Here is a 25,036-nt window from a genome sequence, read left to right as displayed (position 1 = left end):
TTTATGTGTTTAAAATCAGATTCAGACTTTGGGATTCTGATTTTTATGACTTTCTTCGTAAAGTTTTGCTGCGCTCCATTTTGCGTGTTTTGATGGAGTGATCTTATATCCTTTTTTGTAGGTGTAAACTTTTGTAAACTCGGCTCCGAAGAAGACGAGCATACAGGAGTAATTGATCCACATCATGATTAAAATCACTGTTCCTGCTGTTCCGAAAGCAGAGGTAGGTTTGAAATTTCCAAAGTAAAGACTCAATAAAAATTTGCCTAATGTAAATAAAACAGTCGTTAAAAAAGCACCTTTCCAAACAGGTCTCCAACTGATTTGTACATCAGGCAGAAATTTAAACATTAATGCAAATAACAGCATTACCAATCCAAACCCAATTCCAAAGTTCACCAATTCAACGAGTAAATAAGTCTCAAAACCAAAGTATTTAGTGATTATATTATTGAAAACACTTATCAATGAAGATAAGATCATGGTTATCATTAATAAAAAACCGATTATCAAGATCATTCCTAGTGAATTGGCTCGGTCTAGAAGAAATTTAATTAAAGCTTTTTTAGGTGCAGACTGTACATCCCAAAGACTGTTTAATGAATGTTGAAGCTGGAAAAACAGAGTAGTGGAACCAAAAACTAAGGAACCAATCCCTACTATTTTCATGAAGATATTTTGTTTGTCAATTAAAGCTCCGGCAATCATGCTTTCTACACTTTTTGAAACCTCAGCGCCCATGATTCCGCTGATCTGGCTGCTTATTTCTCCACGAATTGCTTCTTCACCAAAAAAATTACCTGCGATCCAAATAATAATAATCAACAAGCCCGGAATAGAAAATATAGCATAATAGGCAAGACTCGCAGAATCTCGCGATGCGTTGGAGTTATTCCATTCGTCGAAAGTTTCTTTTAAAACCTCCCAGAAAAATTTTGCGTTTTTTGTCATAAGAATTGTTTAAAATGATCCCAAAAATTAGACAAACTGAAAATCCCGAATTTAAAAAGGATATCCGATTGCGATATTCAATACGAGATTATCTTTTCTCCAACTTGGATCTCCAAAATTAATTCTGTCGAATGCCCAACGGTCGCCTTTTTCATAATAAGGAACTCTCAAAGGCATTGCCAGGTCTAATCTTAAAACCAGGATAGAGAAATCAAGTCTCAGACCAACTCCGGCTCCGACTGCAATTTCGCTTGCAAAATCTTTTGAGAATTTAGCACCAGGTCTTGAAGTATCATCATGTAACAGCCAAATATTTCCTGCATCTACAAAAGCGGCAACATTTAAAAATTTATATAAATTGGCTCGGTATTCTGCGTTTAATTCTAATTTAATATCTCCTGACTGATCTAATAATGTTCCTTTCGGAATCGTTCTGGGATCAAAACTTCCCGGCCCTAAAGTTCTCGCACGGAAAGCTCGAATACTGTTACTTCCACCTGAGAAAAACTGCTTAGAGAAAGGGACAAACTCCGAATTTCCATATGGATAAGCGATCCCGCCAATAAATCTGGTGGCAAACGAACTCTTTTCCGTAAACTTATGATAGAACCTAAAATCATTTTCAATTTTTGTATATTGACTGAATGGTATACCGAAGATTTCTTTCTCTTTATCTTTTTTTACATTGGCTCCCGTTACCAAACCGGTAATATTTCCTGCAAGATCCAACGTTCCTTTATAATAGATCGTATTGGTTTTGGGAAGCATTGTATTAGTATAAGTGTAGGTATAAGTTGGGCCAAAAATTAATTGTTGATCAACAACTCTTAAGGCTGCAGGTGTTGTTGCTTGTGCATAAAATGCTTCGGTTACATTTGCTGGAGAAACAAGGGTGATATCAATTACTTTCAGATCATGTTCTTTTCTCGCATTTTCTTTCCAGACGTATCCGAATGATGCATTAAAATTATTTAGCTTATAAAATTCTGTACGGTTTAGTAATTCATATCCCAACGTTATATTGGTTCTCGGAACAAACGCACTCGAAGAATTAAAACGGAACGGCGCAACAATTCTTGGGATAGAAAGCTGTACGTTAGCTCCCGCACGGAAAATATTTTTTGCATTTTCCTGACCGCCCATCTGTACATCAAAGGCTCCATAAACCGCTGCTTTAAATTGTTCTGCACCTTTAAAGAAGTTCCTGTGCGTCCAGTTTAGGTTTAATTCGCTACCTGCGTAATTTGCCGAGTTTGTTCTTCCTAAAGCTTCTAATCTAAGTGATTGGATCTGTCTCGGTGTTAATAAATAATACGCATCAAATTTATGATTTAAAGAATCTGAAACTACAAATTCATTTTTTACGAATTTAAAAACTCCTAAACTGATCAGACGGTTCAGCGTAAGATTGTGATTGGAGCGGTTATATAAGTCGCCTTTCTTGAAATATAATGCTCTGTCGAAAATTTTCGGTTTAAATTTATGCTGAGGATCAATTACATAAATGTCCTCATAAGCATATTTTGAAAGCGAGTCCGGATTCATCGGAACGCTGTATTTTCCTTTTTTTACATCCTGAATATTGTAACTCGGAAAAACAATCACATTATTAATGCTGAATTGCTCTGTTGCCAAATCAGGAGTATCTTCTTTCAGTTTTACATTCAATTCCACTTTATGGGTTTTACTCACCGTACTGTCTGCCTGAACAATAATATTATCTCCACTGAAATAATAAAAACCTCTTTCTTTTAAGGCATTATCAATTCGTTCTCTTTCATTTTTAATGACGTCAAGATCAAAAGGCTGTCCGGCTTTTAAGATGGTTTTATTCGTTAAAGTCTGAATTTCTCTGTTGACAAGCGTCGAATCCTGTTGAAATTTAACATTACTGATTAAATATCTTGCACCAGGTCTTACGGTATAAATTACCTGTGCTTTTTTATTTTTAGAAACAGTATCGTACGTAGCTTTTGCGTTAAAATATCCCTTATTTTCAGAATAATTCTGAATAATATCTTTATTAAATTCACGATCTACATCTCCCAATAAAACAGGTTTTTCACCTACTTTATATTTCAGCCAATAATTAAAACCTTTGTCTTTTTTAGGTTCTTTGGCGATGTTGTAAAAGTATAATTTCGGACGTAATCCTAATATGGTGGAGTTGGGTTTCGGAACCAAATTTTCTTCCAAAGCAGCCTGAAGTTCATTTTTTTCCTTCTTTGAAATGGTGTCGTTTTCAATCTTTACTTCTGCTCCCGTATACAACATTTGTCCTTCCTTTAGGTACTTTATGTTGCTGCACGAAAGACTGACTGCGGCAAATCCCGAAGCGAACAAATATTTATAATATATATAAAATTTACTTTTCATATTTACATTTTAACACTGTGATTAAGTCTAATAGCATCTAGCGTCTATTTAAATTCTACCACCTGGTTATTCTTATTTTCTTTTTTACGTCTGTCTTTCTTGGATTTCTGAAAAATCTCACGGAATTTGTCATAATCTAAAGTGATGATAAAACCAACTCCCGTTTCTATGATCTGCCCCTGAAGAGCCACCTGATATTCATCCTTACGATACGCACGAAGCATATATCTTCCATCTTTTGAAAGGCTGTAATCTACAGTAACATCGCCGGCAATATTGGTTGTGCTTTCATTCTGGCGGGCATCACCTTCCAGGGCGAAATTACTTCCAACTGTCACTTTCAGACGGTCGTTCAATAATTTTTTACTTAAACCAACATTAAGATCGGTTCTGGTATTTTTTTGTCCGGATGAGTAATCTTCTGAAGAATCTAAACCTAAATCAATATCAACTCCTTTGATCAAACCTGATGCAAGATTGTTCAGTTGCTGAGAAAGGATTTTACTCACACTCTGTCTTGCCATCGCTTCTGCCGACATTCCTGCACCGGATTCAAACGGATTTTCGCCAATAAAACGGTTGAGTAAGAGAAGGGCGAAAACCTGTTTATTCAGTTCAGATTCTTCAGTTCTCAGCTGGGTAAGTTTTGCGTCTACAATATCTGTTACTGTTGATGAGACAGCGTTATTTTTTTCATCAGTCGTAATGTCAAATGAGATTTCAGGTTTCAGCAATTCACCTTTCATTTTTAATAAAGTATTGAAAGGAATTCTTTGTTTAAACTGATTCAGTATCGAAGCGTCTTCTCCGCTTACCTGTTGCTCTACAAGGTCGATAGGAGGGGCTTCGGTTTTGTATACGGCCGTGATGTCCATTGTTGCTGCGGTCGGCTCGCCTGTCCACGTAATGGTACTTCCTTTTTGGATATCAAATTTACGTTTCAGAAGACTCACGGAAAGTTCATAAGATCCTTTTTCCACTTCATAAACACCGACAAGCGTTGTTTTTCCTGATGGATCAACACCACCTGTTAACTCAGCTTCACCTTGAAGTTTTACGAAATCTCCGTTGGCTTTATCAATGACAATCGACATTTTAGCTTCTTTACTTACCTCGATATTTACACTCACATCCATTCCTTTGATGCGGCTTTGAGCTTTCAGAGAATCTGCTTTGATGGTTTTGTTTAAAACTACCTGATCCTGATCGATAAATTCTACAATTCCGTCTCTTTCCTGCAGTGATGGACTGGTTTGCGGAAGTACAAAAGTGAAATCCGTATCATCAGAAACCGCCAGTCTTCCGTCAACTTTTGGCAGATCTAAATTTCCGCGAATGTGAAGTCCTGCATCAATAGCAAGAATTCCGTACATCATCGCATCGTTGGATTTTTCTGAATTCACTACTTTAAAATCTTTCGCTTTTACATCCAGATTGAAGGCGAAATCTCTGTAGGTCTGAGTAAGAACCGGTCCATCCACAACCAGTGAATTTCCGTCTTTATCGTTTATTTTAAATGCATCAAATTCAATTCCTCTGCTTGTAAAATCAATTTCATCATTCAGTTTTCTGAAATCACTTCCTGTTTTTGCGATCTCTAAACCAACATCATTGAATTTTACTTTTCCTAAAATATTAGGTTTGTCGGCACTACCCGTAATTTTCAGATTTCCTGAAAGATAGCCTTCCGTATTGGTGATCGCGTTCATCGAGAATCCTTGTGCAGACTTCATTTGAAGCTTGTTGATTGCCATATTCAGGTCAAATGTGCTTGAAGAAGTGTTATAGTCTCCCAAGATCTTCACATCATTGTCATTTCCGGAAAGTGCAATATCAGCATTTAAAAGATTAGGTGAGGTATTGTTAACTTTCACGGCAAGATTTCCAACCGGATTTCCATAGACGAACAAATCTGAAACAGTAAGATCAGAATTGAATGTCATGTTTTTCGTTAAATCTCGAAGCTGAGCGGTTCCGTTGATGGTTCCTTTTGCTAAAACCGTGTCTTTTTTAATAATCTCGGTGATGGTTTCAATTTTGAAATCTTTCAACGAAACATTTAAAGGGCTGTTTGGAGATTGAGTTTCGGATTGTAATAAAATCTCGCTTCCACCATTGGAAAGTCTGAAATTATCAGCTAAAATTCCTTTGCTGCTGATCTGAATTTTATTTCCTTCAGCAACCGTCCAATCGTTGTAATTTAATTTTAAACCATTCGGATTTAAAGATATTTCTGTAATATCATTCAGTGATTTTGCATTTCCTGCGATCAGGAATTGAGTCACATCTTTCTCGTCTTTAGTCGTGATGTTATAATTGATAATATTATTGGCGACATCCCCGTTGATATTCACTTTATTTAAAGCTAAACTTGAGCTTTTCAATGCAGCTACGCCAAAATTATACTGTAAAGCCTGATTTTCATTCGTGACTTTTAATGAAGCGTTTTCAATAGAATTTTCACCGTACAGCAATTGTGGAATCTGTCCGTCGACCTCAATTTTCTGAGAATCTGCGTCATAATTTCCAACTAAATTGATCGTTTCAAAACTTTTCAGATCCGGAACAAACTTTCTGATCAGATCATCATTTTTAATTTTTGCATTAAAAGTAAAATGCTGCCCTGCATCAATTTTTTGAGCTTTACCGGGCTTTTGGAATTGATAATATTGATTAATTGTGTTGGCTAAAGATCCGAAGATCTGCGTCAGTTTATATTTCCCGATCAGTTCAACATCTGCGATCTGCGAGTTGAAAATAATTTTGGTTGAATCATTGGTTGAAGAAGCTTTCAAATTAACTTCCTGAATTGGATAGACTTCTTTCGTATCAGAAAAAGCAAAATTTTGAAGATTTAAATATCCGTTCAGATTATCAGGATCGAGATTGGTGAAATCACCGTCAATTTTTCCTCCGATGATCATTTGCTTATCATAGAAACCAAGTTTGTTTAAGTCTAATTTAATGATGTCTCCGTTTACTTTTACGGTAGGATTTTTTTCGTTGTAAACTCCGGAAGCAATTAATTTTAAATTAGCATTCGGATCTTTAGAGTTTAAGACAATATTGTAGACGCCACGGTTGATTTTCCCCGTCAAATCCATGTTCTGATAACGATAACCTTTGTAAACTGCCGATGCCACGTGACCTTTCAAGTCAGCGTTTGCATTTTTGAAATCAAAACTTTCACCTTTTGCTGAAATTTGAGCAGTGATCGGTCCGATATCTTTATTCTGAATGAATTTTCCAACCTGTAAGCCTTGAAGATTGGCTTTCACATCATACAATTCATGGTTTTTTCTGCGCATATCTACTTGAGCGATAATGGCAGCGTTTCCAAGGGTAGAATACAGGTTAAGGTTTGTATCTACGACTTTCGTTGTACCTTTTGCAGTTCCTTTTATGCTGAAATTTGAAGGCAGAGAAATATTTGAAGGGATCGTGTTTTTCGGGACTAAATTATAGATCGTTTTTGCCGATGAAGACAATTCTGCAATTCTCAGATCGTAATACAGATTGTCAGGATTCATTGCATTTTTGATTCTTCCCGATGCGGCAAAGCGCAACTGATCTAATCCTGAAACCTTTAAATCCTGAATCAAAAGATCGTTGACAATTCCTTTTACATTGGCGTTTACATTCAATATTGCGTTCGGATATTTGTTGAATGGAACGGTATTTCTTAAAGTGGGAACCAAATTTAAAATATCAGAAAATCCAATTTTAGAATCTTTGATATTCGCTGAAATTTTTACTGTTCCCGGGTTTGAACTTAATTGTTCGATCGAGTTATAATTTAAAATAACCTCATCCCGAATAAGCGTTTTTGGAGTCTGTAAATAAAGATCTTTCAGGTAAGCTTCTTTTTCTCCATACACAAAATCCGTATTGAATTTTTGAATATACAAGCCTCTTGCTTCCTTAATTTCCGCTGAATTTACAGTTCCGGCGAACGTGTTGTTCTCCATTGTAAAGCTTCGGACCTCAACATTCATTTTCGAGAAATTCATGTGATTGAAATCCATTCCCTGTTTTGTAGGAGCGATCGCGGTGTTGTTATAAGCTACTTTTACATCATTTAAAACCAATTTTCCTAAAAGAAGTTTCATTGCTTTTTCTTTGTCGGAATTGGTTGATGGTTCAGCTTCTTTAGTATTTTTTGGATTGGCATTTTGTGCCGGAAGATATAAGTTCGCGTTGATGTCTGCTCCCGAAAGAAATACATTTCCAACGTTATAAGCATTGTTTTCAAGATCAAGCTTGTTGACTTTTGTACTTAATTCTTTAAATAAAACTTTTGCAAATGTTTTGGTATTGTCGTCTCCGTAATCGATATCGAAATTGGTTAATTTAATTCCTCTTAACCCGATCTGCATTGGTTTTTGATTGTTCAGAGAATCCACTTTTTTCTCCACTTTTTTGGAAACTTCTTTTACGAGATCTTGTTTAAGCTTTAATTTTAATCCGTCAAGGTTAATGTTATTAACGGCATATGTATTTTTAGTTAAATCAAAAGTTTTAACTCTGGTGTCGAAAGATTTGAAATATAATTGAATATCATTATTGGATTGTTGATCGTTGAAAGTAACGCCAACATCTTTTAAATTAATTTTATCAAGAGAGATTATGAATGGTTTTGACGGGCTTTCCTCCTTGTCAGTTGTAGCAAAAGCATCCATGATATAATCGAAATTGAATTTTCCGTCCGGTTTTCTTACCACATTCGCGCGAACACCTTCCAGATCTACGGAAGTAATATCTGCGGTGGAATTGATAAGTTTAAGCATATTTAAACCCACATCCAGTTTTTTTACGGCAAGAAGGGTATCGATATTTTGGCCTTTTAAATACAAATTTTCCATAACAAGACTGTTTGGAAACCCTACATAAACCTTTTCTAGGCTTACTTTTGTTTTGATTTTTCCCTCAAGATAGACAACCAATTTGTCTTTAATGAAGTTTTGAACCGCCGGAAGCCTTAAGCTGAATATAAGCAAAGTGAGCAAAACCAATATTGAGATAAAGGTTATTGCAATACGCCTGAGAAGCTTTTTTGTGTTAATTTTAAATTTCAAGTGATAGGGTTTAAAACAAAGATAATAATACTATTTTAAAAATTATCTGGAGTGGTACCCTTTGAGAATACAAAAATCCTGCCTTGGCTGACTATTATGGAATTTAGTTTAGCTAGTCAAGTGAATTAGTTGATAAGAACAGCCAAGACTAGGATTTAGTTGATTTTTTAAAAACCCCCTTTTTAATCATTTTTTTCTCGTTGAAAAGGTTTTGCAAAAATGAAATTTCAAATGTTAGTTTTCAAAAGGGGGTATGGCATGGTTTATATTTTTGTGTAAATTCTATTCGTTGTTATTTTCCCATTTTACTTCTTCTCCCTGAGGTGCGGCGCCTCCCTGAGCTTCAGTAATAGGAGCTTTTTCCTGATTAATATGATAAATGTAAGCCGCAATTTTTTCGGCATCTCTTCCTGTGATAGTTCCTTCTTTGATGAATGGTCGCATGGCAGGATTATTGGGAGAACCGTTTTCAAGCATCCAGAATACATTTTTAAATAAACTTTTTTCTTTAATGTTGATCCAGTGAGTGTCGGTAAGATTGGGGCCTATTCCTCCTTTTGCGCCGTCTCCGTGGCAGGTTACGCAATTGGTTTTAAACAATTGTTCACCTTCTGCAATGTTGTCTGCGTTGTATTTTGCGGTTTCCAGATTGATCTGTGGAGCTGTTTTTTCATATTCTGTGATGGATGCCAACATGGTTTTGGTTTCTTTGTTTAATTCAGCTTCGGGATGCGCATAGTCTGTAAAAGCAAAAGCAAATAAATAAACTGCGCAGAAAATACATCCGAACCAGAATAAGCCAATCCACCATTTGGGTAAAGAATTATCAAGTTCTGTGATGCCGTCAAAACCATGATCGATCAGAATATCTTTTTCTTCGGTTGCAGATTGTTTTTTAAAGGCCGAATTCCAAAGCTTTTGATAGTAAGGAATATTTTTTTCGTTCAAATATTCTTTTTTCTCTTCTTCTGATAACCTGCTGAACCTTTCATTCTCAACAAGGTCTCCAATGGAATTCATGATGAGAAGTAAGATAGTGGTGATCAATATCAATGCCCAGAAAAAAGGCGAAGAAAAATATCCTGAATCCTGTGCAAACATTTCGAATGCCATGATCGTTAAGCCAATTGTTGCAGCAATGTATATTGAAATGGGGGTTCTCGTTTTCATTGTAATAAAATTTAATGATTACTTTATGCTTGCTGTTTTGATCTCCGTTGTCTTGATATCGGTTCCCAATCTTTGAAGATAGGCGATCATTGCTATGATTTCTCTCTGCTCAAGCGGAACGAATGAAGATCCTTTCGATGCTTTATCTTTTTCTACCTGATCTTTTACATCGGTAGCTTCGGAATAAATTCTTTGAACAATAGCTTTCGATTGATTATCTGCCCATTTTCCTGCAGAATCTATTTCAGCTTTTGTGTACGGAACGTCGAAACTGTTTTTCATTAATTTCATTTTATCAACCATTTGAGAGCGGTCAAGTTTATTGGTAATCAACCAAGGGAAACGTGGCATGATAGAGCCTGCGGAAGTAATTCTTGGATTATACATATGTTTAAAGTGCCATGAATCCGGGTTTCTTGCTCCTTCTCTGTGTAAATCTGGTCCTGTTCTTTTTGATCCCCATAAAAATGGTCGGTCATAAACGAACTCTCCGGCTTTTGAATACTGCCCGTTTTTACCGTCAAATCTCGTTACCTCATCGCGGAAAGGTCTGATCATTTGAGAGTGGCATGAGTTACAGCCTTCTCGGATGTACAAGTCTCTTCCTTCTAATTCTAATGGTGAATAAGGTTTCACGGCAGTAATTTCAGGAACGCTTTGTTTAAGAGACAGGGTAGGTATGATTTCTATTAATCCTCCTATCGAGATGACTACAAAAGCTAATATGGATAATAATTTTGGTGTTCTTTCCAGCCAAAGGTGTGCGCCTTCGCCTTCTTTTCTGCTGCTTCCGATATTGGCTAAAGCAGGTGCTTCTGCAGGTACATTTTTTTGGAATGATCCGGCTTTGATTGTTTTAATCACATTCACAACCATTAAGATGGCACCTGAAAGATATAGTAGACCTCCTGCAAACCTCATTTTAAAGTAAGGAATAATTGCGGTTACTGTATCCAGCCAGTTTTTATAGAGTAAAGTTCCGTCCGGGTTGAATTGTTTCCACATTAATCCTTGTGTGAAACCTGAAATATACATTGGTACGGCATAAAAGATAATTCCCAAAGTTCCCAGCCAGAAGTGCCAGTTGGCTAATTTTTTAGACCAAAGCTGGGTTCTCCACATTACAGGAATTAAATAATAAATAACTCCGAAAGCCATGAAGCCATTCCATCCAAGCGCTCCCATGTGAACGTGACCAATAACCCAATCGGTATAATGACCGATTTTATTTAAAGATTTTGTTGCTAAAAGGGGGCCTTCAAAAGTTGCCATTCCATAGCAGGTAACGGCTACAACGAAGAATTTAAGGATAGGATTTTCTCTTACTTTATCCCAGGCACCTCTTAAAGTTAAAAGTCCGTTCAGCATTCCTCCCCAAGACGGAGCGATCAGCATAATGGAGAAACCTGTTCCCACTGCCTGAGCCCAAGCCGGCAAAGCGGTATATTGAAGGTGGTGTGGCCCTGCCCATAGATAAACGAAGATCAAAGACCAAAAGTGAATAATAGACAATTTATATGAAAAGACAGGTCTGTCGGCAGCTTTAGGCATAAAATAATACATCAAACCTAAAACCGGAGTCGTCAATACAAATGCAACGGCATTGTGGCCATACCACCATTGAACCAAGGCGTCTTTTACTCCTGCATATACAGAATATGATTTCCAGCCTGTGAATGATAACGGAATTTCAAGGTTATTAAATATATGAAGCATGGCTACGGCGATCCAGGTTGCAATGTAAAACCAAATAGCCACATACAAATGTCTTACTCTTCTTTTCGCAATCGTTCCGAACATATTGATACCGAAGATGATCCACGAGAAAGCAATTAAAATATCGATCGGCCATTCGTGTTCTGCGTATTCTTTTGAGGTGTTGATTCCCATTAAGAAAGTGATGACAACGCTGACGATCATTATTTGCCAAGACCAAAAGTGCAACCAGGATAAAGTATCGCTGTACATTCTTGTTTTCAATAATCTCTGCATACTATAGTAAGCTCCGCAAAAGAATGAATTACAGACAAATGCAAAGATCACGGCGCTTGTATGAAGCATTCTGATTCTGCCAAATCCCATTGCACCTTGAGTATTGATTAGCCCTTGAATGTTTCCGGATGCCAAACTTTTAATCGTAGTATCATCTGTTCCGAATAAAAACTCAGGTAATTCAGGGTAGAAAAGCATTAAAGCAGCGGTAAGACCGAGTAAAAAACCGACCAAACCAAATACAATAGTAGCATACAAGAATGCTCTGACAATATTATTGTCATAATTAAATCTTTGCGTCTCCATAATTCCAATTGTGTGTACCGAAGTGATAAATTTTTCCTTTAAGATGGTTTTATTGATTAAATTTTTAAACCAAATTCTATGATGAAATAAATATCATGTAACGTGTATAATGTTTTGCCAAAGGTATTTATTAACTTTGTTAGAGGCTATTAGATAAACTTCTAAAATATACCGAAAACTACTAAAGCAAAAAGGATGAAAATATGTGGACAAAACATCAGAAAAATTCGAAGGAGTAAAGATTTTACCCAAGAATATATGGCTTTTGAAATGGGAATTTCACAAAAGGCTTATTCCGATATTGAAAATTCTAAAGTGAAGATCAATCTTGATATTTTAAACAAGATTTCAGGTATTTTAGATATAAAGCCTTCCGACATCTGCAGTATTTCTCACAAATGCGGAATGAGCGATTTTGAAGACAAATATCACGAACTTTTAAATTACATGAAAGAAAATAATATTTCCGTTCCCAAGGAATATTTATAAAAATTTTTCATCTTAATTAAGGCAATTGCAAAGCATTGAGATTTCTCTTAATTTTTATTGAAGACAGACGATTGTAAGCTTATTCTCTGGAAGATGGATTGTTGTTGATATTTTATATATTTAAACAATAATTTTTCGATCTATGAACAATGAAAATAAAGAGGAACAAAAAGGTTCTCTTGTCAGAGGGTTAACCAATCGACACATTCAATTAATAGCCCTTGGTGGCGCCATCGGAACAGGATTGTTTCTTGGAATTGGCCCTGCAGCAGTGTTGGCGGGTCCATCCGTCATTCTGGGATATGCTTTGGCGGGAATTATTGCCTTTTTTATCATGCGCCAGCTTGGTGAGATGGTTGTTCAGGAGCCGGTTTCGGGAAGTTTTAGTTATTTTGCTTATAAATATTGGGGTAAATTTCCCGGATTTGCTTCCGGCTGGAATTACTGGATTCTTTACATTCTCGTAAGTATGGCTGAGCTTACGGCCATTGGTCATTATATCCATTTTTGGTGGCCGGAAATTCCTCTCTGGGTTTCCAGTTTATTCTTTTTTATTTTAATTAATGCTTTGAATCTTGCTTCGGTAAAAGTTTACGGTGAAACGGAATTCTGGTTTTCAATTATAAAAGTTGTGGCAATTGTTGCGATGATTATTTTCGGTATTTACTTGTTGATAAGCGGAACTGGCGGAGATAAAGCAAGTGTTACGAATTTATGGAACGACGGAGGTTTTTTCCCAAAAGGATTATTTAATCACAGTGAAAAAGGATATTCAGGGCTCTTTGCAGCGATGGCGATGATTATGTTTTCTTTTGGTGGATTAGAATTAATCGGAATTACCGCCGCGGAAGCCAAAAGTCCCGAAAAAACAATTCCTAAAGCTACTAATCAGGTGATTTACAGGATTCTGATTTTTTATGTTGGAGCGTTGGTTATTTTATTTTCGTTGAGTCCGTGGAGAGAAATTACAGAAGGTTCAAGCCCGTTTGTAATGGTTTTCCAAAATTTGAATGGTTTGGAATTTACGATGTTTGGAAAAGTCATTCAATTTAATATTTTGATAGCTAATGTTCTGAATTTAATTGTTTTAACTGCGGCTTTATCCGTTTATAACAGTAGTGTTTACAGTAACAGCAGAATGCTTTTTGGCTTGGCACAACAGGGAAATGCTCCAAAATTTTTACAGAAATTAAATAAAAACAGCGTTCCTATTAATGCAATTCTTATATCTTCTTGTTTTGCAGGAATTTGTATTATCATTAATAAATTAGTTCCGGAAAAAGCCTTTGAATACTTAATGGCTTTGGTGGTTTCTTCATTAATTATCAATTGGTTGATGATATGTTACACGCATTTGAAATTCAGAAGAAGTAAAGTGGCGTCAGGAGAAAAAACTAAATTTCCTTCTATATTTTATCCGATATCCAATTATATCTGTATTTTATTTTTATTAGCTATTTTGGTATTGATGAGTATTACAGGAATGGAAATTCAGGTGATTTTAATTCCTATATGGGTAGCCTTTTTGTTTGTAATGTATAAATTGTACAAGCCTAAAAATGAAAAACTCTAGAGTAAAGTAGCTTGAGATTATATAAAGGATGGATATTTTATCTGTCCTTTTTTTGTTCAATGAAAATAAAAAAACCATCCTTAAAAAAGAATGGTTTGTAGACCCACAGGGATTCGAACCCCAACTGACGGTACCAAAAACCGGAGTGCTACCGTTACACTATGGGTCTGTTTTATTTTGGTGATGCAAATTTACAGCTTTTTTCTTTATAGGCAAGAGCTTCATTGAAAAAATGTAATTTTTTTATGTAAAAAATTATAAGTGATTGTCTTTGAACGGAATTAATTTTTGAAAATTTCACACAAAAAAACCACCCTTAAAAAGGATGGTTTGTAGACCCACAGGGATTCGAACCCCAACTGACGGTACCAAAAACCGGAGTGCTACCGTTACACTATGGGTCTGTTTTATTTTGGTGATGCAAATTTACAGCTTTTTTCATTATTTGCAAGAACTTTTTAAACTTTTTTTTAAATTTACATAACTTTTTATGGTGGTAAATATGGTGATAGACTTCAATAATCTCAGAATTAACAATTTACATTCGCAGACAGAATTTGAAAAGAAAGTAACTTTTTTTTTAGAAGAATGGTTGTCTGATTCTGAAACAGTGAAAGTACAGACTTCAGGTTCTACAGGAGTTCCGAAAATTTTCGAAATTGAAAAACAGAAGATGATCAATTCCGCCGTGATGACCTGCGATTTTTTAGGTTTAAAAGAAGGTAATACCGCTTTATTATGTCTTCCGGTAGAATATATTTCAGGAAAAATGATGATGGTTAGATCTTTTGAACGAAAAATGAAGCTGATTGTTGCAGATCCATCTTTAAAACCGCTTGAAAATTTAGAAGAAGAAATAGACTTCTGTGCCATGACACCCTTACAGGTTGAAAATTCACTGGATAAGCTGTATTTAATTAAAAATCTTATTATTGGAGGTGCTTCGGTGTCGGCATCTTTGAAAAATAGCATTTCTGAGGTTCTGAGCAGGAGTCCAACAACTAATTATATTTTCGAAACATATGGAATGTCCGAAACACTTTCTCATATTGCTTTAAAACAATTGATGCCAAAAGCTGAAGATTATTTTACAGCATTTGAAAATGTTTCTATTACTAAAGATGAAAGAGGCTGTTTGCAAATATTTGCACCAAATGTAAATTCTGGTATATTGCAAACTAATGATTTAGTTGAAATTAAGGATGGAAATAAGTTTAGATTTTTAGGAAGGATCGATAATGTCATCAATTCCGGGGGGGCAAAAATTTTTCCTGAAGAACTGGAAGCTTTGGTTAAAAAAGAAATTCCTAATGAAGTTGTGTTTTTAGGAGTGAATGATGAAAGTTTGGGACAGAAATTGATATTAGTGATTGAAGGAGAAAAATCAAATGATTTAATTGAAAAAATAACTAAAATTCCATTTGGAAAAAACTTTTACAAACCGAAAGAAATTATCTTTATTAATGAAATTCCGCGAACAGCAAACGGAAAAGTGAATAGAATAGAATTAAAAAATATATTGTAAAGTCTTTTATCTTTACCTGTTAATCAATGATCTTAAAAATGAAAGATTTCACAAAAGAACTTAATTTCAAAACTTCCCGCAGCAGTGGAGCAGGAGGGCAGAATGTCAATAAAGTTGAAACAGCTGTAACCGTACTTTGGAAAGTCGACGAATCTGAATTTTTTAATGAAAGACAAAAAGCTTTAATTCAGGAGAAATTAAAAAACCGAATAAATCTGGAAGGACTTTTATTCTTAACCGTTTCTGAAAGCAGAACACAATTAATGAACAAAAACAAAGCGATTGAAAAAATTATAGATATCGTTAACAAAGCTTTAATTGTTCCGAGAACAAGAATCGCTACAAAACCTTCCCGAGCGAAAAAAGAAAAAAGATTAGACACGAAAAAGAAAATATCTGAAAAGAAAGAAAACAGAAAATTTAAATATTAATCAAAGCTTAAAAAATGTTAATTATTTGCTTTCTAGAAACTTATTGGGTATCTTAGTCAAAATTCAAGTAGTAACAATATGACAACATCTATTTCTCTTTCTGCTAAAAGCCATTTTTCTGGGCTTTTGTTGTCATTACTTTATTTACATACAGATTCATTTTTGAAAAGTTCTAAAGACTTTATCAATTAATCCCTGTCAGATCCAAGGCAGGGGAAAATTTCCAGGTTTATTTATCATTTAAATGCAATTTTTCATAGGAGAAATGGCTGAATAATTCACACAGTTTTCTATGTTGGATCACTAAAAAATGCATTGTAATTTAATCTTGTTAATAAAATAAATATGTCAGATAATATTATTGTAACCACCGGAATATATGATGCTATAAAAGATCATTTGAGAAGAAAAAAAGTAAGCAGAGATGAAGAAAACAGGTTGACTGGAGAGCTAAGAAAGGCTAAACAGGTTTTAAGAAGAGATCTCCCCTCAGATATTGTGACGGTTGACAGAAAGGTAACAATCAAAGATCACACCCAAGATTTTGAGCATGAATATATTTTTGTGGCGAGTACCAAAGCTAAACCTAAAAAAAATAAATATTCTATTCTTTCAGATATCGCGTTGGCAACAGTGGGGTATAAAGTTGGAGATGTTATCGAATGGCCTTTTAAAGAGGGTGAAAGGAAAATAGAGATTCTGAAAGTGGAAGCTTTAGAAGGATAATTCTTGCTTATTGTTAGATCCAAAAGTACAGCCTCATAAGCTGTACTTTTTAATTGTTTTTAAATAAATGAAATAATAAGCTATCATAATGGCTTATCAATAAAAATACTATTTTTGCCGGAAATTTTAAATAATGTTAAAAAAACTAATATTCTTAGGAGCTTTTTCAATTTCGTTATTTTCTTTTGCTCAACAAACGGAACAAAAACAACCGAAAATTTCAATCATTCCTTCAGTAGGATATGCATGGAGAACTGCCAAAACAACACCTGGCTTAACAAAAACAGAAAAAGATTATGTTGATGGGCTAAAAAGCGGAGTGAATTTCGATATTTCTGCCTATTATCATTTAAAAAATATCGTAGCAATTGGATTGAAATTTTCGAATTACAGTGCATCAAGCGACGGATTTCTTTTAGGATACGATATAAGCGGAATGCCTGTTTCTGCGTCTGTTACTACTAAAGATAATATCACTTTCTTCGGTCCGGCTTTGATGATCTCAAACTTCAGTGAAGCAACGAGACATAAAATGTTTATTGATATGGGATTAGGAGTAATTTCATACACAACAAAAACAGGAAATGTAAAAGGAACGGGTTCTAATTTAGGGGCAGAAATTAATTTTGCGTATCAATATCAGATTTCCAAGAACTTTTTAATTGGTCCAAAAGTAGGATTAACAGCCGGAACACTGAATAAAATGAAGTTCAACGGACAAACATTCGAGTTCGGGGAAGACCAAAAAGAGGGCTTACACAGAGTTTCTTTAAGTGCTGCCGCTACATTCCGTTTTTAAGTTTTATCTTTGCAAAAATCAAAATAATGAGCAAACCGATTACTGAATTTATAGAGAAATATTACCTGCACTTCAATGCAGCTGCATTGGTAGACGCATCCAAAGGGTATGTTGCACATCTTAAAGATGGTGGAAAAATGATGATTACTTTGGCAGGAGCAATGTCAACTGCTGAATTAGGGAAGATTCTTGCTGAAATGATCCGTCAGGATAAAGTAGATTTTATCTCTTGTACCGGGGCGAATCTTGAAGAAGATCTAATGAATTTGGTGGCGCATTCTCACTACGAAAGAGTTCCGCATTACAGAGATCTTACAGCTCAGGACGAGTGGGCTCTTTTAGAAAGAGGACTGAACAGAGTTACAGATACTTGTATTCCTGAAGAAGAGGCTTTCAGAAGATTGCAGAAACATATCGTTGAGATCTGGAAAGATGCTGAAGCAAAAGGAGAAAGATATTTCCCGCACGAATATATGTATAAAATGATCCTTTCAGGAGTGTTGGAGCAGTATTACGAAATTCCCAGAGAAAACTCTTGGATGATCGCTGCGGCAGAGAAAAACCTGCCAATCGTAGTTCCGGGATGGGAAGATTCTACTATGGGTAATATCTTCACTTCTTACTGTATCAAAGGAGAATTACAGTTTTCTACAATGAAATCCGGTATCGAATACATGGCTTATTTAGCTGATTGGTACACTAAAAACTCAGGTGGAAAAGGAGTTGGATTCTTTCAGATTGGTGGGGGTATCGCAGGAGATTTCCCGATATGTGTTGTTCCGATGTTGTATCAGGATATGGAAATGCATGACATTCCGTTCTGGTCTTATTTCTGTCAGATCTCGGATTCTACGACGTCTTACGGTTCGTATTCAGGAGCTGTTCCGAACGAGAAAATCACTTGGGGTAAATTAGATATCACAACACCGAAATATATCGTTGAAAGTGATGCAACGATCTGTGCACCATTGATGTTTTCTTACATCCTGGAAAATTCATAAAAGCAGGAAGACAGAAGTCTGAAGCTTTAAGTTATAGAAACGTCCAATTTTGTTGGGCGTTTTTTTATTTATTAACCACAGATTTTCACAAATTTAGATAGGTGCTTTAAAAAAAAATATTTTTAATCAGCAAGCTTTCACATATTGCTCAATCGATTCACCTACTTTTTAGATCCGTTTAGTAAGAATATTTCGCCGTGATACGACTTAGATATCAATGCTCCGGAAACTAAAACTGCGAGATATATTTTTAAACCGACAAATTTTAGACATTTTTAATAATTTATATTCAAAAGTCTTATAAAGTTACTACGATAATGTGAACTTGTTTTTGTAGATTTGTGTTCGAAATTTTTTACTAGATGAAAGAGAGTGCTGTAAAAAAAATTGCAGTTCTTACTTCTGGAGGTGATTCTCCGGGTATGAATGCAGCATTAAGAGCGGTGGTAAGAACCGCAAATTATTATAATATAGAATGTTACGGGGTGAGAGAAGGCTACAACGGTCTTATCCACGACGAATTCCTGAAAATGGGACCTCGTTCCGTAAAAAATATAATCAACCAGGGCGGAACTATTTTGAAATCTGCCAGATCCAAGGAATTTAGAACCAAAGAAGGCCGTCAGAAAGCCTACGACAACTGTGTAAAATACGGTGTTGATGCATTGGTTTGTATTGGTGGGGACGGAACTTTCACTGGAGCAAAGATCTTTAATGAAGAATTCGGGATCAGAGTAATTGGTGTACCGGGAACTATCGACAATGATATTTTTGGAACTGATAACACGATTGGTTACGACACTGCTTTGAATACCGCAATGGAAGCGATCGATAAGATCCGTGATACGGCAACTTCCCACAACAGAGTCTTCTTTGTTGAGGTGATGGGTCGTGATGCCGGTTTTATTGCTTTGAACAGCGGATTGGCCACCGGAGCTTTGGATATTTTAATTCCTGAGAAAAAGGATAGTATATCTGATCTTTTCGCCAACTTCAGAAAAGGTGAAAAAACAGGAAAGGCATCAAGTATTGTTGTGGTGGCTGAAGGTGAAAAATTAGCCAACATTTACGAATTAGCGGAAAAAACAAAACTGGAATTCCCTGATTATGATATTCGTGTTGCCATCTTAGGACACATCCAAAGAGGAGGATCGCCAAGCTGTGCAGACAGAGTTTTGGCAAGCAGACTAGGATATGGCGCTGTGACAGGATTAATGGAAGGACAAACAAACGTAATGGTAGGAATGCGTTCCAATGATATGGTATATACAGCCATTGAAGAAGCCATTAAAAAACATAACGAAATCAACAAAGATCTATTATTGATTTCAGAAATTTTAGCAATCTAATATTTTATAATTTAAAACAAACTATTATGTCAACAATTAAAGTAGGTATCAACGGGTTTGGTAGAATTGGACGTCTTGTTTTCAGAGCAATGACTGAAAGAAGCAACATCGAAGTTGTAGGAATCAATGACCTTATCGATGCTACATACATGGCTTACATGTTAAAATATGATTCTGTACACGGAATTTTCCCGGGAGAGGTATCTGTAGAAGGTAACGATCTTGTGGTAAACGGTAAAAGAATCAGAGTAACTGCTGAGAGAGACCCGAATAACCTAAAGTGGAACGAAATCGGAGCTGATTATATCGTAGAATCTACAGGTTTATTCTTGTCTAAAGATTCTGCTCAGGCTCACATCAACGCTGGTGCAAAAAAAGTAATTCTTTCTGCTCCTTCTAAAGATGATACGCCAATGTTTGTAATGGGTGTAAACCACACTGAGCTTACAGACGATATCAAAATCTTATCAAATGCATCTTGTACAACTAACTGTTTAGCTCCTTTGGCTAAAGTTATCCACGATAACTTCGGGATCGTAGAAGGTTTGATGACAACGGTACACGCTACAACTGCAACTCAAAAGACTGTTGACGGTCCTTCTGCGAAAGACTGGAGAGGTGGTAGAGCTGCTCTAAACAATATTATCCCTTCTTCTACAGGTGCTGCTAAAGCGGTAGGAAAAGTAATCCCTTCATTGAACGGAAAATTAACAGGTATGTCTTTCAGAGTACCAACTGTTGACGTTTCTGTAGTTGACCTTACGGTAAGATTAGAAAAAGCTACTTCTTACGAAGAGATCTGTGCTGCTATCAAGGCTGCTTCTGAAGGTGAATTGAAAGGTATTCTTGGATACACTGAAGATGCTGTAGTTTCTCAGGACTTCATCGGAGACAAGAGAACTTCTATCTTCGACAAAGACGCTGGTATCATGCTTTCTCCAAACTTTGTAAAACTTGTTTCTTGGTATGACAACGAAATGGGGTATTCAAACAAGTTGGTTGATATGCTTGTACACGCTGCTTCTTTATAATTAGAAATAATTAATTGGCAATATATAAAGTCTTCCAAATTGGAAGGCTTTTTTGTTTAAAAAATATCAAGCTTAAAAAAAATAAAAATACCTCTCAAAAAATATTTGAGAGGTTTTTAGTTTATCCTTTTCAACAGCTAACGAAAATTTTAAACTTTATCATTAGTACACTGTTCTCTGCAAACAGCATATTTCTTATTTTTTATTGTTTGATTAAAATTTTTCTGATTCCAAGAATAAGGGCAGAAATATCAGCTGTAAAGCTAAACAGTTTAAAGAAAGTTTTCACGGTTATTAACTACACAAAGTTTAGAATTTTATCCCGATAAAAAAATCCCCCTTTTGTGGTATTTTTAAGAAATCTTTAACTATTTTTAAGCAAAACTGAATCATGCAGAACTCGGAGAAAGAACACCCCTTAATTAAAATATGGAATAGCTATCCTGGAGTCAGGAAAAATGACAAGAAAACCCTACAAAGACCTCCGATAGAAAGAATTATTGGAGAAATGTTCGCTATTGGAAAGTTCTATTATTATGTCTTAAACCTTACGAACAGTACACTTTCTCATCATCATGAAAATATTTTACAGCTTCATGGTTTAAAAAAATATCCTAAAAACTTAAAAGAAGTTATAGATCTCACCCACCCTGACGATATTCCATTTGTCATGAAGGCTGAACAGATGGTTATTGAAAAAATGCTGGAAATTGGTCTGGATCATCAGTTGTTCACAAAATCCAGCTATTGTTTCAGGATGAAAACTGCCAATGGGAATTATGAATTATTCCATCATCAGGCAATTCCGACCTTGGAAGACGAGAACGGACATCTTATACAATCCATCAACATTCATACAAATATCCATCATATCACTACACAAAATCCGTACACTGTTTTAGTTTCGGGAATAGGTCCGAGAAACGATTTTCATCAAATGAAAATTGAAGACGAATTATTACCTCAACATTCTTGTATGAATTTAACCAAGAGAGAAACTGAAGTAATATCCCTAATTGCCAAAGGATATTCCGGAACTGAAATATCAAAAATGCTGATTTTATCTGAACATACCGTACGAACGCACCGAAGAAATATTTTAGCAAAAACAAACTCCAGAAACAGCAAAGAACTCGTGAAAAAAGCTTTCGAATGGGGACTTGTTTAATGGTTAATAGTCAATAGTGAATTAATCCTATTAAAAATTCACAAGCAAAGCGAATTCACAATTATCTATTCACCTTTAAATCCTGATAAATCTCACCAAGGAATTTCGGCTTAAAACTTGTATTTTTATATTCAATGGAAAAAGCAATTTTACAACCTCGTTTCAAGGACTCTCAACATTTCAAGGACTTTTGGATAAAAGGCAACGGCAAACAACTTACTGATTTTTCCGGAGCAGAAGTGAGTTTCAGAGATTTTGAAAAATTTGCTCCTTATTTTTATCATGTCGACGAGATCGGGGATGAAGTTGTAAAAGACGTTTATCTCACTAAAAAATTCAGTGAAGGCTCAAAAGAAATTGAAGGCTACATCCGAAATGGAGTTTCAGAAAGCGACAATGTTCCCCAAAGTGTAAAGAAATTATTTTCACAAACCCAACATGTTCCGGAATGGCTTGATTATGACTTGCTGAAAAGCGGCGCCGAACTTTGCATGAGAAGCAATCTGGATTCTTTAATTTCCCTGAGAGATTACTGCTTAATTGGGGGTTACGATTATGCTTACCTCAACAAACCTTTAATTGTAACCGAAGCTTTAAAGAAAGGAGCTGTAAAAAGACTTTCCGAAACTTTGGATTTCTGGGTGAACGCAACAAGATACAATGCTCTGGAAATCCACGCAAAAGGTTATGAATTTGCTATCAAAACTCGATTAATCCATTCTTACGCTAGACTTTCGATTAAAAAACATTACAAAGAATGGGATACCGAAAATTGGGGCGAACCCATCAATTCCTGGGATATGATGGCGACTTACATCGGCTTCAGTTTGGTTTTTCTTCACAGTCTTAAAAAACTAGGAAACACATTTTCCGTTGAAGAAGAAAAAGGACTTTTTCATCTTTGGAAATATGTCGGATATCTTTTAGGCATCCCCGAAAAGCTTTTACCGGACGATAAAAAACAGGCTACAGAATATTTTTATTTATGGACTTCCGTTCAGCCACCGGCAGATAAAGATTCTGCCTTACTGGCTCATTCTCTTTTGAATGAATCGTTGGAATATCCTATTCTGAAATTTAAATTTCAACGAAAAAATTTACGCTATCTACACATTTGCTGTACATGGTTTTTATTGGATGATGACGTTTGCAGGAGATTGCAAATTCCGGATGTTCCCAACAGAAATTTATTTCCCAATACCAAAATAATCATTAATAAAATTTATGACAATTTGGTGAATCGTAAGGCCAGAATTAAAAGAGGAAACAAGGCTCAATTGAAAGTATTGGAGGATTATTTAAGAGTTGCCAAAAATTCAAATTTTCATTAATTTTTTTTAGAAGCTATTTCCCGCTGTCCACTGTATCTTTTTTGTCATTGCGAACAAAGTGAAGCAATCCCTTAAACTTTCAGTCAGTCGCAATAACAAAAAAGGATGCCGTTCCCATCGGGGCTAGGGCTTTTATATTCTTTTTCAATATTTAGAAAAAACAGCAAGTTTGTCATCCTGAAAGGAGTGTAAGTTCTTAATTACTTTAAATCTATCTTCATAATGGTATGTTTTGCAATATATGTAATTTATTTATAATGAGTATTTTAATTATATAAAACCTATATCAGTAGTTAAATACATTAAGATAGATTTAAAATAAAAAAGCATATTATTACCTAGAAATTGACTAAATGATTAAATTTGCCTTGTTCAAACTTTAAAGACAAATAAATGGCTACCATAAAATTTATTATTCAGTCAAAGAAACAAAATTCTACGATATATTCCCGTCTTTCTATTGGAGCAGGTAAAGTGTATAAGCGAAAAACCAGAGAGACGGTAAATCCGGAAGATTGGAACGCCAAAAAAGGTTCCGCGATCCAAAGAACTGCATTAAGCAAAGAATCCCACCACAAGCAAAACGAATTGGTAAGTATTTTAAATAAGTTGGAAACATTTATCTTGGAGCAGTACAGCAAAAGAACCGAAACCGAGATCATTAATGGTGACTGGCTGGATGAAATTATTGAGGCTTTTTATTCCGGTGGTAGAAAAGCAGATCAGTTGAGTTTTATAGACAATTATCTGGAGCATTATAAAGTCAATATCCTGCCCTTTAGAAAATACAGAGGAAAATCTATCACGGAAGGAACTAAGGAAAATCATTTGACGATTATAACTAAATTTTATGATTTCCTCAAAACAGAAAAAAAGAGATTGAAAGTTTCAGATTATAATATTGCCGTCGGAAACAGGTTTGTTACTTTTTTACGCGGGCAGAATCTCAATGATAATACGGTCGGAAAATATTTAAAATATACCAAGACCATTTTTAAGGATGCAAAGATTGACGGTATCGAGATCAGTGAGCAGTTAAACGAGATAAAAGGATTCTCAACAGAAACTCCAACCCCTTACCTGAAAGTAGAGGAACTGGAAAAAATACAGGAATTATTAATTGTTAATGAAAGACTTGAACAAACACGGGATTGGCTGATTATCGGGTGTTATACCGGACAGAGAGCGTCCGACCTTTTTAGAATGACCCCCGACAAAATTATTACAATCAATGGTAAAGAGTTTATTAATTTGAGTCAGAAGAAAACAAAGACTCCTGTTTTGGTTCCCATTCATGCAGAAGTAAAAAAGATACTGAATAAAAGAAACGGGAGTTTCCCCGCACAGTATTCTGATAATATTGAAAGTTCAAAAACGATATTCAATGATAATTTAAAGAAAATATGCAAACTTGCAGGGATAGATCGCATTGAATATGGAAGAGTCTACAATGAGGTTAAAAAGTATTATGTTTTCGGAAATTACCCAATGCACGATCTTGCCTCGTCTCATTTATGCAGAAGAACCTTTGCCACGATGTACTATTCTAAAATCCCTACGGCTATTATAATGAGTGTGACGGGACATAAAACCGAGACTGAATTTTTGGGCTATATCGGGATCGATAACAGTACACTTTCTGAGCAGATGTATTCTTACTGGGAACAATTGGATAGTAAGGAAAATAAGTTCGATTCACAGATTAAAAATGCAAATTGATTTAATCCGACTTTTCAAAATCGA

17 protein-coding genes and 2 tRNA genes are annotated in these 25,036 nt (G+C 35.4%); 12 read left to right on the top strand and 7 right to left on the bottom strand.

Going from position 1 to position 25,036, the window contains the following annotated elements:
• Nucleotides 1-21 precede the first annotated feature (21 nt).
• The 5 genes from BT156_RS13385 to ccoN all read right to left on the bottom strand — a co-directional run bounded on the left by BT156_RS13385 (nt 22) and on the right by ccoN (nt 11,870).
• Nucleotides 22-951, bottom strand: coding sequence for a YihY/virulence factor BrkB family protein (locus BT156_RS13385; protein ID WP_072410705.1), 930 nt, complete (start codon nt 949-951; stop codon nt 22-24).
• A 51-nt stretch (nt 952-1,002) separates the two neighbouring features.
• The gene (gene tamL / locus BT156_RS13380; RefSeq protein ID WP_072410703.1) at nt 1,003-3,327 is read right to left on the bottom strand and encodes a translocation and assembly module lipoprotein TamL; all 2,325 of its coding nucleotides are present in this window, start codon (nt 3,325-3,327) and stop codon (nt 1,003-1,005) included.
• A gap of 44 nt (nt 3,328-3,371) precedes the next feature.
• Nucleotides 3,372-8,402, bottom strand: coding sequence for a translocation/assembly module TamB domain-containing protein (locus tag BT156_RS13375; protein ID WP_072410701.1), 5,031 nt, complete (start codon nt 8,400-8,402; stop codon nt 3,372-3,374).
• 282 nt (nt 8,403-8,684) lie between these two features.
• Entirely contained in the window at nt 8,685-9,572 is an 888-nt protein-coding gene (locus tag BT156_RS13370) for a cbb3-type cytochrome c oxidase N-terminal domain-containing protein (RefSeq protein ID WP_072410699.1), read from the bottom strand.
• An 18-nt stretch (nt 9,573-9,590) separates the two neighbouring features.
• The gene (gene ccoN, locus BT156_RS13365; protein WP_072410698.1) at nt 9,591-11,870 is read right to left on the bottom strand and encodes a cytochrome-c oxidase, cbb3-type subunit I; all 2,280 of its coding nucleotides are present in this window, start codon (nt 11,868-11,870) and stop codon (nt 9,591-9,593) included.
• Nucleotides 11,871-12,065: 195 nt separating this feature from the next.
• On the opposite strand from ccoN, the gene BT156_RS13360 reads away from it, so the two are divergent.
• Together BT156_RS13360 and BT156_RS13355 are read left to right on the top strand one after the other, a co-directional pair.
• Nucleotides 12,066-12,359, top strand: a complete 294-nt coding sequence (locus BT156_RS13360) for a helix-turn-helix domain-containing protein (RefSeq protein WP_072410697.1) — start codon at nt 12,066-12,068, stop codon at nt 12,357-12,359.
• Between the two features lie 142 nt (nt 12,360-12,501).
• Nucleotides 12,502-13,932 (top strand): amino acid permease, encoded by a 1,431-nt coding sequence (locus BT156_RS13355; RefSeq protein WP_072410696.1) that lies wholly within the window; start codon nt 12,502-12,504, stop codon nt 13,930-13,932.
• A gap of 98 nt (nt 13,933-14,030) precedes the next feature.
• On the opposite strand, the gene BT156_RS13350 is transcribed toward BT156_RS13355, so the two are convergent.
• A tRNA-Gln gene (locus BT156_RS13350) sits at nt 14,031-14,101 on the bottom strand.
• 164 nt (nt 14,102-14,265) lie between these two features.
• Nucleotides 14,266-14,336, bottom strand: a tRNA-Gln gene (locus tag BT156_RS13345).
• A 98-nt stretch (nt 14,337-14,434) separates the two neighbouring features.
• On the opposite strand from BT156_RS13345, the gene BT156_RS13340 reads away from it, so the two are divergent.
• The 10 genes from BT156_RS13340 (at nt 14,435) to BT156_RS13295 (ending at nt 25,012) form a co-directional block, all read left to right on the top strand.
• Nucleotides 14,435-15,457, top strand: a complete 1,023-nt coding sequence (locus tag BT156_RS13340; RefSeq protein ID WP_072410769.1) for an AMP-binding protein — start codon at nt 14,435-14,437, stop codon at nt 15,455-15,457.
• Nucleotides 15,458-15,495: 38 nt separating this feature from the next.
• Nucleotides 15,496-15,888 carry an alternative ribosome rescue aminoacyl-tRNA hydrolase ArfB gene (gene arfB / locus BT156_RS13335; RefSeq protein ID WP_072410767.1) on the top strand — a complete coding sequence of 131 codons (393 nt, stop codon included), beginning with the start codon at nt 15,496-15,498 and terminating at the stop codon, nt 15,886-15,888.
• A gap of 345 nt (nt 15,889-16,233) precedes the next feature.
• Nucleotides 16,234-16,614, top strand: a complete 381-nt coding sequence (locus BT156_RS13330) for a GreA/GreB family elongation factor (protein ID WP_072410695.1) — start codon at nt 16,234-16,236, stop codon at nt 16,612-16,614.
• A 133-nt stretch (nt 16,615-16,747) separates the two neighbouring features.
• A complete protein-coding gene (locus BT156_RS13325) occupies nt 16,748-17,413 on the top strand; it encodes an acyloxyacyl hydrolase (RefSeq protein WP_072410694.1) in 666 nt (221 codons plus the stop codon).
• 26 nt (nt 17,414-17,439) lie between these two features.
• Nucleotides 17,440-18,414 (top strand): deoxyhypusine synthase family protein, encoded by a 975-nt coding sequence (locus BT156_RS13320; RefSeq protein ID WP_072410693.1) that lies wholly within the window; start codon nt 17,440-17,442, stop codon nt 18,412-18,414.
• Nucleotides 18,415-18,776: 362 nt separating this feature from the next.
• Nucleotides 18,777-19,763, top strand: a complete 987-nt coding sequence (pfkA, locus tag BT156_RS13315; RefSeq protein WP_072410692.1) for a 6-phosphofructokinase — start codon at nt 18,777-18,779, stop codon at nt 19,761-19,763.
• Between the two features lie 26 nt (nt 19,764-19,789).
• The gene (gene gap, locus BT156_RS13310) at nt 19,790-20,794 is read left to right on the top strand and encodes a type I glyceraldehyde-3-phosphate dehydrogenase (RefSeq protein WP_072410691.1); all 1,005 of its coding nucleotides are present in this window, start codon (nt 19,790-19,792) and stop codon (nt 20,792-20,794) included.
• A 391-nt stretch (nt 20,795-21,185) separates the two neighbouring features.
• The gene (locus tag BT156_RS13305) at nt 21,186-21,962 is read left to right on the top strand and encodes a helix-turn-helix domain-containing protein (protein ID WP_072410690.1); all 777 of its coding nucleotides are present in this window, start codon (nt 21,186-21,188) and stop codon (nt 21,960-21,962) included.
• Between the two features lie 134 nt (nt 21,963-22,096).
• A complete protein-coding gene (locus tag BT156_RS13300) occupies nt 22,097-23,293 on the top strand; it encodes an oxygenase MpaB family protein (protein WP_072410689.1) in 1,197 nt (398 codons plus the stop codon).
• A 393-nt stretch (nt 23,294-23,686) separates the two neighbouring features.
• A complete protein-coding gene (locus BT156_RS13295) occupies nt 23,687-25,012 on the top strand; it encodes a site-specific integrase (RefSeq protein ID WP_072410687.1) in 1,326 nt (441 codons plus the stop codon).
• Nucleotides 25,013-25,036: the final 24 nt, after the last annotated feature.

The organism is Chryseobacterium limigenitum (assembly GCF_900114875.1).
Classification (GTDB): domain Bacteria; phylum Bacteroidota; class Bacteroidia; order Flavobacteriales; family Weeksellaceae; genus Chryseobacterium; species Chryseobacterium limigenitum.
The sequence above is the reverse complement of the archived record's forward strand: the minus strand, read 5'-3'. Positions and strand labels throughout refer to the sequence as shown.